Raw genomic sequence first — 10,051 nt, 5'->3', positions numbered from 1 at the left:
CCCCGTCGCCCGCGCCACCTGATGACCACGCTGATCGATCAACGTCAACACCGCACCCGACACCGCACGACCATCCTCACGACCGATCCGACCACCCAACGACCCACCATCGACATCCGACCCGGACAACTCGGCGCTGGGCAGCACRGMCTCCGACGAMACACCGACCCGATACYCACCATGACCATTCCGCTCGACCGACGCGTGCCTGCCCGCCCCGGCGAGCACCGGCTCCGGTTCGAGCTCGGGCTCGGACCCGGACAAGAGCCCGACCGCCGTGGCGAGCACCGGCTCTGCCGCGGGCTCGGGCAAGACCTGCGCTTTCGCCTTCCCCATCGGGATGCAGGCCGTTAGCACGATCGCTACCACGGCCCCCGCCATGGCGATAAAAAAGGTGGTGTGGAACCCGTCGCGGGACGGTAACACGTGCCCGCCCAGCGATATCGTCATGTGTGCCAACACCACACTCATCACGGCCGACGAGGTCGAGGTGCCGATCGAGCGCATCAGCGAGTTCAGGCCATTAGCCGCAGCGGTCTCGGTGATCGGTACCGCACCCATGATCAGCGCGGGCATCGCCGCGTATGCCAAACCGACACCACCTGCCACGATCACCCCCGCGAGCATGATTTCCCAGACGCTGTTCATCAGCACCACCGCGCACAGGTAGCCGACGGCGATCACCGCGGAGCCGAGCGCGAGGGTCACCTTCGGACCTCGGCTCGCCGACAGTCGCGCCGACACCGGCGAGAGCAGCATCATCACGAAACCTGTCGGCGCGAGCGCCAATCCGGCGCTGACCATAGACAACCCGAAGCCGTACCCGGTCCGCTCCGGCGCCATCAGCAGCTGCGGAAAGGTCAGCGACATACCGTAGAGCGAGAACCCCACGGCGACCGAGGCCACGTTGGTGAACAGCACCCTCGGCCGCGCCGAGACGCGCAGGTCCACCAGCGGCGAGCGCTGCCGCAGTTCGAAGAAACCCCAGCCGAGGAACACCACCACCGACACCGCGAACAGGATCAGAATGCGGGCGCTGGCCCAGCCCCAGTCCGCACCCTTGGTGATTGCGACGAGCAACGCGAGCAGCGCCACCGACAGACCGACCGCGCCACCGAAGTCGAACCGCGCGGGCGTGCGCACCGGCGATTCCGGCACGAACACGAAAACCAATGCGGCACAAAGAACACCGAGCCCGGCCGAGGTCCAGAACAGCACGTGCCAGTCCGCGTTCTGCGCGATCGCCGCCGCGACCGGCAGACCGACCGCACCACCGACACCGAGCGTCGCGCTCATGATCGCCATCGCGGAACCCACACGCTCGGCAGGCAGCTCGTCGCGCATGATGCTGATACCCAGCGGGATCGCGCCGACCGCCAAACCCTGCAACGAGCGACCGACGATCTCGGGCACCAGCTCGGAGAACGACGCACAGACCACCGAACCGACAATCAACAACACGAGATTCGCGAACAGAATCCGACGCTTGCCGAACATGTCGCCGAGACGGCCACTGATCGGAGTCGACACCGCACCGGCCAGCAGCGTAGCCGTCACCACCCAGGACGCATTGGACGCCGAGGTGCTCAGCAGGGTGGGCAACGACGGAATGATCGGAATGACCAGGGTCTGCATGAGCGAGACCACGACTCCGACCACGCCGAGTGTCGCAATGAGGAAAGCCGGCGCGGGACGGCGCCGGTCGTCGGAACCAGAGACGGTCGAAGACGCGTCGACAGCAACAGTCACATATGTACGATACATATGACGTGCATCATGCACAATTCAGTACAGGAATACACGCTCGACATAGTGGGAGCCATGTCCGAATCCGGTCCTGCGGGGCGCACAGTCCTCAATCGGCTCGCCTTCGAGTTGGCTCTGCTCTCGTGGCACTTCTCCGCATCGTTACGGCGGCGCACCGGCTTTCGGCTCGACCGTTCGGCGTACTCGATCCTGACCCGCCTGGAGATCGACTCATCGCTCAACCTGCGCGAGCTCGCCGAGTCCTTCCGGCTGGATGTCTCCACCATCAACCGGCAGGTGGCCGCGATGCTCGAGCGCGGACTCGTGCAGCGCGTGCCGGATCCGTACGGCGGAGTCGCGCCCAAAGTCCGGGCCAGCGACAAGGGCCTCGAGCTGCTCGCCGCCGATCGCGAGCAGCGCCGCGGTGAAATCGGCGCCGTGGTCGCCGAGTGGTCCGGCGCGGACATCGATCAGATGAGCAGACTCGTCGCGCGGTTCAACGAATCGGTCGAGCGGATCGAGGACCATCAGTCGCCGTGTCCGCCGGGCGCCCGTTAGGCGCTCCCGCACCGCGGACACTTCGGACGATGTCGCCCGCCACACGTGCCGTTGCCAAGGAACGCAGCGTTGGATGGGGGCGAGCTCCGCGTTGCACCATCTGAGCGACGGGGGCGGAAGACGTCTCCCCCTGGCCGATTTCGTCGCCCGGCCGATGCCGTCGGCGCACAGCTGTGTAGCGACCACATCCGGGCCGGCGACCGTCCCGAGCGTTCGGACTCATGCCGATGCTCCGCGAATCCGCGCACGCTGCAGACGAATTCGGCCGCTGGACATCTCGTCTCGGCGCCACAGGCAGCGGATCACCACTGCGTTCGAGCAGCGGCGTACCGATGTCGGTGCCCCTTGCTAGGTTTCGTTGTGTTCTGATCTGACGGAAGCAGGCGAGGCGAGCTATGACAACCGGGGGCACCACCTATCTCGAACTGTCCGAAGACAGCGGTTCCGCGCACAAGTTCTATGAGGTAGTCGTCGCAGGCACTCAGGTGAGTGTCCGTTTCGGCCGTATCGGGGAGCAGGGGCAGACCAAGGTCAGTTCCTTCGCCACCGAGGAGAAGGCGCAGGCGGCCGCCGCCAAGAAGGTCGGCGAGAAGGTCCGCAAGGGCTATATCCCAGCGGTGCTGGGTGCGCGAGCAAAGCGTCCCGTGACCCGGCGGGCGATCAGCAGCGGGCGCTCCACCGCAAAGTCCGCGCCCGTGCTGTGGAGCTTCGACTCCGGCGCCGCCGCCTTCGGCATCTTCGTCGACGAGCGCCGCTGCTGGGTGGGTAACGAGAACGGTGAAGTGTTCACCCTGACCCCGGCCGGCGTGGTCACCGGCCGCTACCGGCTACCGGACGCGGTCAAATGCATTGTGGCCGATGACTTCTGGATTTACGCCGGCTGCGATGACGGGCGCGTCTACGACCTGTCCGGCAAGGTGCCGCGGGCCGCGTACGACATCGCGACCGATGTCGACATCTACTGGCTCGACATCCACGACGGCATCCTCGGTGTCTCCGACCGCCAAGGAGGCATCACCGTGATCGACTACGAAGAAGAGTCACTGTGGAGCAGGCGCAGCATCGGCGACTCGGGATGGATGGTGCGCATCGACCCGAATGGCGTCTACCACGGGCATTCCGATGGCGTCACCAAATACGACCTGGACAACGGAAACGCTCTGTGGCAAGCCGACACCGGCGGCGGCGTACTGTTCGGCTGGCAGGAAGCCGACGCCGTCTACGCCGGCACCAGCCACAACCAGGTCCGCATGGTGACCAAGAGCGGCCGGGCCGAGCACACCTACCAGTGCGATGCCGCGGTCTTCTCCTGCGCCACCTCACCCGACGGCCGCTACATCTTTGCCGGCGACACCTTCTCCTCGGTGTACTGCTTCGACGCGGCCGGAAACCGCCTGTGGAAGCTGGCTACCGGCTGCGGCTCGGCCTATTCCATGCAGTACCACGACGACAAGCTGTACCTGGTCACCACCACCGGCGCCCTGGCCTGCCTCGATGTCAGCGAAGCCGCCATCCGCAACGCCGAGCAGGGCGTGTTGCCCGCGACGGTATCGGTGAAAGCGCCCGAGATCTCGGCCGTGATGCCCAGCAACACCGTCGAAGTGACGTCCGACGCCGGGACCGGCGTCATCGTGGAATGCGTGAACCACGGCCGCGCCCTGCGCGTGCACGTCGTTTCCTCCGGTTACAAACACGAATGGAATGTCCAGTTTCCCAAGGATATTCGCCGCCCTGGCACTCGTTACGTGGTCGACGGCGTGTCCGAGTCCGCGCGCGGCGGTTTCTACCGGGTCCGCGGGGAAATCCGCCAGTTGAGCTGACCGCTGCGAGAAGCCTTCCGGCGTACCCTGACTCGAGGTTTGCAATGAGGTACTTGTACGCAGCGGGTAGACCGCTCAGAAGATTCGGCGCGATCGGGTTGACCTTGGCTACCGCGGCGGCCTTGCTCGTCGGGTGCGGGGCCGATCACGGAGGCGATCAGGCGTTTCCGGCGAACGTAGCCGACCGGGTCGATCGAATCGTGCGGCCGCGCATGGATGCGAGCCTGGTTCCCGGCGCGCTGGTCGCTGTGATCGATCCCGAGCGTGGCACATTCATCAGGGCCTACGGCACAGCCGATCTCGCATCCGGACGGCCCATGGACGTGGCGGACCACGTCCGGATCGGCAGTGTCAGCAAGACGTTCACCGCGACCGCCGTGCTGCGAGCAGCCGACGAAGGCAAGCTGTCCCTGGACGATGTTCTGGCGCGGTACGTCCCGGGTGTCCCCAATGGGAACACCATCACCATCCGAGATCTGCTCGGAATGCGCGGCGGCGTCTGGGACCTCGACGGCGACCCGGCGTTCGCGGAACAGGTGATCTCGAAGACCCCGACCGCCGAATGGCATGAAGGCGACCGGCTGCGCGCGATCATCGCCCACCCCGAGAAAGCCACGCCACCCCGCACCGAAACGACATACTCCAACTCGGAGTTCTATCTGCTGGGGCTCGTTCTCGAAAAGGTCTTCGGGAAGCCGGTTCACGAAGTGGTCAATGACGTGGTCGCCGCCCACGGGCTGGACGACACGACCTACCCCACCGAAGCCTCCCTGCCCGCCCCCGAGAGCCGCGGTTACTCCTACTTCGACGAAGCCCCTACCGACGTCACCACGCGCAACACCCCGGCGATTTTCGGCGCCGCCGGCACGATGGTGTCGACCATCTCCGACCTCGCCGAATACGCACGCTTACTCGGCCGCGGCGACCTGTTGAAACCGGAGACATTCCAGTCCAGGACCCAGTTCACCGGCGACCTGCACTACGGACTCGGCCTCACGCAATTCGGCCAGTGGATCGGTCACAACGGCGCGGTGCTCGGCTATACCACGCAAATGGGCTATCTGCCGGAGAAGAACGTGGGCCTGGCGGTCGCGGTGAACCAGTACACGACCCCGCCCGACCTGCTCGGGGCCGTGGCCGCGACGATCTGGTTCGCCGTCGTCCGGCAGCTGTATCCGGGCACCGTGCCCGGCACGCAGAACAACGCGCCACCGAACCCGCCCGTCCCCACCGTCGCCGAACTCGACGACCAGCTCCAGCGAGCGCTCGACCCGGCCGTTCCGGCGGCTGAGAAGGCGCTGCGAGTCGCGGGCGACGACAAAGACCCGGAGCTGCTCACTCGCCTCGCCTCGGCCTTCGCACGGTACTCGGTGACCATGCGGGTGACCAGGGTGACCGAATTGGGCCCCGGCCAGCTTCTCGCGACGACCACCATCACGGGCCCGAACGGCGTCCGTCCGATGACCCTCCCCTTCGTCGTCCGCGACGGATCTTGGCGCATCGACACCTCATGGGCCTGCGCCAACCTCGCCGACAAGACCTCGACGGCCTGCGTCTGACGATCTTCCTCGACCTGATCCGCCGATCCGTGGACGAGAAGTGACCGCCGGTGGGAAGGTGGATATACCTCAGGTGCCGGCAAGGGAGCGGGACACATGGTGGACAAAGCGAACGGATCTGCCACGGGCAACAGTAGGGGGCCGGCGGCAGACCGGCCGGAGCAAATCCGGAATGTAGTGCTCGTCGGCCACAGCGGGTCGGGAAAGACCACGCTGGTGGAGGCTATGGCGCTCACCGCGCGGGCCGTGAACCGGGCCGGGCGGGTGGAGGACGGCACCTCGCTGTCGGATTACGACGAGATCGAGCATCGGCAGCACCGGTCGGTGCAGTTGTCGGTGGTGCCGGTGGCGTGGGCGGGAATGAAGATCAACCTCCTGGACACGCCCGGCTATGCCGATTTCGTGGGTGAGCTACGGGCGGGGCTGCGCGCGGCCGACGCGGCGTTGTTCGTCATCTCCGCGGCCGAGGGTGCGGAGGGCATCGCGGGCGCGACCAGAGCGCTGTGGGAAGAGTGCGCAGCGGTCGGCATGCCGCGTGCCATCGTGATCACCCACCTGGATACCGCGCGGGACGAATTCGACGAGATGACCGAGACCTGCCGGACAGTACTCGGCGGCGGATCGTCGGAAACCATTCTGCCGCTGCATCTTCCGGTGTACGGGCCGAAGGGCCCGGACGGCCACCGTCCGGTCACCGGAATGGTCGAACTGCTACCGAACTGCGTCGGCGACTATTCTTCCGGCGAAGAGGTTCAGGGCGAACCCTCCCCCCAGCAACTTCCTGATTTGGCGGAAGCACGCAACCGGCTCATCGAGGGCATCATCGCGGAAAGCGAAGACGAATCCCTGATGGAGCGTTACCTCGAGGGCGAGGAGATAAGCCTCGAAACGCTGGTCACAGATCTGGAGCGGGCCGTCGCGCGGGGCAGCTTCCATCCGGTCCTGTTCGCCGCTCCTGCTCCAGAAGGCGCCAAACAGGGACTTGGCACGGTGGAACTGCTCGATCTCATCACCGGAGGCTTCCCGACGCCCGCCGAGCACGAGGTCTCGGCCGTCACCGCCACCAATGGCGCGAGCCCGCACCGGCTCGACTGCGACCCGGCCGGCGAACTCGCGGCAGAGGTGATCCGCACCGCCTCCGACCCGTATGTCGGCCGGGTCTCCCTGGTACGCGTCTTCTCCGGAACGCTGCACCCCGACGACACAGTGCACGTCTGCGGCCACGGCCTCGAAGTCCGCGGCCACGAGAGCCATGACGTGGACGAGCGGATCGGCGCGATCTCCTCCCCCTTCGGCAAACAGCAACGCCCGCTCGGTCAGGCCATCGCGGGAGACATCGTCTACGTCACCAAGCTCAGCCGCGCCGAAACCGGCGACACCCTGTCGGCCACCGGCACTCCCCTGCTGATCGAGCCGTGGACGATGCCGGATCCGTTGCTGCCCATAGCTATTCACGCGCGCAGCAAGGCTGACGAGGACAAGCTGTCGCAGAGCCTGGCCCGCCTGGCGGCCGAAGACCCAGCCGTGCGGCTCGAGCACAACAGTCAGACCGGTCAGCTCGTCCTGTGGTGCCTCGGCGAGGCGCATCGTGACGTCGCACTGGAGCGCTTGCGGACTCGGTTCGGCGTGCAGGTCGACGTGATCGAGCACCGGGTCGCGCTGCGAGAGACGTTCGCGGGCAAAGCAACCGGGCGTGGCAGGCATGTCAAACAGTCCGGAGGTCACGGGCAGTACGCCGTGTGCGAGATCGAGGTCGAGCCGCTGCCCGGTGGTTCCGGAATCGAGTTCGTCGACAAGGTGGTCGGCGGAGTCGTTCCACGGCAGTTCATTCCGTCGGTGGAGAAGGGTGTCCGCGCCCAGGCCGGGCGGGGTGTGGCAGCGGGACATCCGCTGGTCGATGTGCGAGTCACGTTGTACGACGGCAAAGCTCACTCGGTCGATTCCTCCGACGCCGCGTTCCAGACCGCGGGTGCGCTCGCCCTGCGGGAAGCAGCCGCCGCGGCGGGGATCGCTCTCCTCGAGCCGCTCGCCGAGGTCTGGGTCGTCGTCGCCGACGAGTACGTCGGGCCGGTCTTGAGCGACTTGTCCGGTCGGCGCGGCCGGGTTCTCGGCACCGAACCGCACAGCACCGGGCGGACTCGAATCCACGCGGAGGTGCCGGAACTCGAGCTCAGCCGCTACGCGATCGATCTGCGGTCTCTCTCGCACGGGTCCGGCGATTTCTCGCGGACCTATGTGCGGCATGAACCGATGCCCGATCAGCTGGCGGCCACGGTGCGCGGGGAAAAAGCCCGCGCCTGACCGTGCGCCATGTCATGCCTCTCGATCAGGCGCGAGCGCCCGTCGGGCCAGCACCAACCAACGTTCTTGTTCTGCACCTTTCACCATTCCGCCGTTTGGCGACGTGTCGAGCAGCAAGATCACATCGTCGACTGTCACATCCGCATACAGCGCCCGATCTTTATGGGCGGCGGCGATCAACGTAGCCACCGCGCGCCGGCCCTGTGCTCGGGCCTCACGCAGCGAATCCTCGGCGAGATCGGTGACCGCGTAGCGCAGCAACCGCTCCTGACGCATATCGATCACCACTCGGCGCAGCAGTTCGACAAGTTCGTCGAGTGCGGCAGACTTCCCTGATCGCACCCTGGCGAGCGCCCCTTCGAGGTATTCGGTGATCACCGTCGACAACTCGATCACGATTGCCTCGACCAGGTCTTTCTTAGCCGGGAAGTGACGGTAGAGGGTGCCGACCGCCACGCCTGCCGCGGCGGCGATGTCGTCCATGCCGATGGCCGGGCCTCGGACCAGGATAAGAGCTCGGGCTGCGTCGAGGATTGCTTCGCGGTTCCGTTGGGCGTCGGCTCGGCGTCTGGGTTGTCCGGTCATGTCGGGGTCACCCTATCGCTCGGTGGAGACTTGCACAGAACATGAACTACTGGTTCACTTTAATAGTGAACGAGTCATTCATGTTAGGAGTAAGACGTGAGCAAGTGGACCGAGGACGACATCCCCGATCAGCGCGGCCGGGTCGCAGTGGTTACCGGGGCCAACACCGGTATCGGGTTCGAGACCGCGCGGGCGTTGGCCGCGCGGGGCGCGACGGTGTTATTGGCCTGCCGGAATCCCGATAGAGCCCAAGCAGCAGCGGAGCGGATCGCCGAATCGGCCAGAGCAGCCGTTGTCGAGACGGTGCAGCTCGATCTGAACTCGCTGGCCTCGGTCCACAAGTCGGCCGACGAAATTCGTAGTCGGTACGACCGGATCGACCTTCTGATCAACAACGCGGGTGTGACCGGCCGGTCCGGCCACACCGAAGATGGCTTCGAGATCCAGTTCGGCATCAACCATCTCGGCCATTTCGCCTTCACCGGACTATTGCTCGATCGACTCGCCGACGTTCCGGGCGCTCGCGTCGTCACGGTCAGCAGCATCGGCCATCGATTCGGACGAATCGATGCCGGCGACCCGGCCGCGGCTCGCGGAAACGCCTACGGCAAATCCAAACTCGCGAATCTCCTGTTCACTTACGAACTCGATCGCCGCTTGTCCGGGAGCGCCGCGATCGCCCTTGCGGCGCATCCCGGTGGCGCGAGTAGCGAGATCTTTCGCTACTCTCCCGCACTGTTACGTCTGCCGAACTCGGCGGTAGCCCGTCTATTCGGGCGCACACCCGCTATGGGCTCGCTCCCTACATTGCGCGCGGCCACCGACCTCACGGCAATGGGTGGCGAATACTACGGTCCTGCCGGGCTTTTCGAGATCCAGGGTTTTCCCACCACAGTGCAATCCAGCAGCCGTGCGCGCGACCGCGAACGGCAAGCCGGACTCTGGATTGCGTCCGAGCGACTTACCGGCGTGCAGTACCTCAGCTGACCGCCACAGCACTGCTTGCCGGATACCGCCGCGGGCCACGATGGGCTGGTGCGAATCTGTGATTACAGTAATTAATCGCGTCGAGCCCAATCACCGTCGCCGACGCCCATCGTGCGGACGACGAGTTGGCGAGCTGACTGGACGGCCGAGCTGTGGTAACGCATTTTCGAGTGGTGCGCCGACCTGCGAAACAAAACCACCGCTGTGCCAAATCTTTCCGGCCCCTCACATTTCAACGCCACCTTATCTTATTGACGCGATCACACCACTGGCACGCAATACCGAGGCAAATGCAGGAGGAGGCTGCCGCGGTCGTCGGCGAACCGGACAGGCGTCTCGACCGCACAACTAGTGTGTCGGTCCCGAAATTTTCGCCATATATTTCGCTAGGGAGTCGAGGATTTCCTCGGCTGTTTTGCGCCAGACGAAGGGTTTGGGGTTCTCGTTCCAGTTGGTGATCCAGGCGCRGACGTCTTTCTCCAGCGCGGCAACGCG

General features: G+C 65.7%; 6 protein-coding genes and 1 pseudogene. 5 read left to right on the top strand and 2 right to left on the bottom strand.

The features are described from left to right. Nucleotides 1–300 precede the first annotated feature (300 nt). A pseudogene (locus AB4Z47_RS30095) lies at nucleotides 301–1,749 on the bottom strand (MFS transporter); the annotation flags it as partial. Nucleotides 1,750–1,821: 72 nt separating this feature from the next. On the opposite strand from AB4Z47_RS30095, the gene AB4Z47_RS30090 reads away from it, so the two are divergent. From AB4Z47_RS30090 to AB4Z47_RS30075, 4 genes are all read left to right on the top strand, one after another. Beyond that, nucleotides 1,822–2,304, top strand: coding sequence for a MarR family winged helix-turn-helix transcriptional regulator (locus AB4Z47_RS30090; RefSeq protein ID WP_441956003.1), 483 nt, complete (start codon nucleotides 1,822–1,824; stop codon nucleotides 2,302–2,304). A gap of 395 nt (nucleotides 2,305–2,699) precedes the next feature. Then, nucleotides 2,700–4,124 (top strand): WGR domain-containing protein, encoded by a 1,425-nt coding sequence (locus tag AB4Z47_RS30085; protein WP_441956001.1) that lies wholly within the window; start codon nucleotides 2,700–2,702, stop codon nucleotides 4,122–4,124. A gap of 44 nt (nucleotides 4,125–4,168) precedes the next feature. Beyond that, nucleotides 4,169–5,683: a serine hydrolase domain-containing protein gene (locus AB4Z47_RS30080; protein WP_441956000.1), complete on the top strand. Its 1,515-nt coding sequence runs from the start codon at nucleotides 4,169–4,171 to the stop codon at nucleotides 5,681–5,683. 96 nt (nucleotides 5,684–5,779) lie between these two features. Beyond that, a complete protein-coding gene (locus tag AB4Z47_RS30075; RefSeq protein ID WP_441955998.1) occupies nucleotides 5,780–7,984 on the top strand; it encodes an elongation factor G-like protein EF-G2 in 2,205 nt (734 codons plus the stop codon). Between the two features lie 12 nt (nucleotides 7,985–7,996). Here the strand turns inward: AB4Z47_RS30075 and AB4Z47_RS30070 are convergent, their stop codons facing one another. After that, nucleotides 7,997–8,569 carry a TetR/AcrR family transcriptional regulator gene (locus tag AB4Z47_RS30070; RefSeq protein ID WP_441955996.1) on the bottom strand — a complete coding sequence of 191 codons (573 nt, stop codon included), beginning with the start codon at nucleotides 8,567–8,569 and terminating at the stop codon, nucleotides 7,997–7,999. A 96-nt stretch (nucleotides 8,570–8,665) separates the two neighbouring features. Here AB4Z47_RS30070 and AB4Z47_RS30065 point away from each other — a divergent pair, with 96 nt between their 5' ends. Further along, a complete protein-coding gene (locus AB4Z47_RS30065; RefSeq protein ID WP_441955994.1) occupies nucleotides 8,666–9,556 on the top strand; it encodes an oxidoreductase in 891 nt (296 codons plus the stop codon). Nucleotides 9,557–10,051 lie beyond the last annotated feature (495 nt).

The sequence above is a fragment of the Nocardia sp. 2TAF39 genome (assembly GCF_052114905.1).
GTDB lineage: Bacteria > Actinomycetota > Actinomycetes > Mycobacteriales > Mycobacteriaceae > Nocardia.
The sequence above is the reverse complement of the archived record's forward strand: the minus strand, read 5'-3'. Positions and strand labels throughout refer to the sequence as shown.

What these genes read in the sequence shown, in the direction of transcription:
- AB4Z47_RS30090 (WP_441956003.1), top strand. Translation starts at nt 1,822, where the DNA reads ATGTCCGAATCCGGTCCTGCGGGGCGCACAGTCCTCAATCGGCTCGCC.
- AB4Z47_RS30085 (WP_441956001.1), top strand. Translation starts at nt 2,700, where the DNA reads ATGACAACCGGGGGCACCACCTATCTCGAACTGTCCGAAGACAGCGGT.
- AB4Z47_RS30080 (WP_441956000.1), top strand. Translation starts at nt 4,169, where the DNA reads ATGAGGTACTTGTACGCAGCGGGTAGACCGCTCAGAAGATTCGGCGCG.
- AB4Z47_RS30075 (WP_441955998.1), top strand. Translation starts at nt 5,780, where the DNA reads ATGGTGGACAAAGCGAACGGATCTGCCACGGGCAACAGTAGGGGGCCG.
- AB4Z47_RS30070 (WP_441955996.1), bottom strand. Translation starts at nt 8,569, where the DNA reads ATGACCGGACAACCCAGACGCCGAGCCGACGCCCAACGGAACCGCGAA.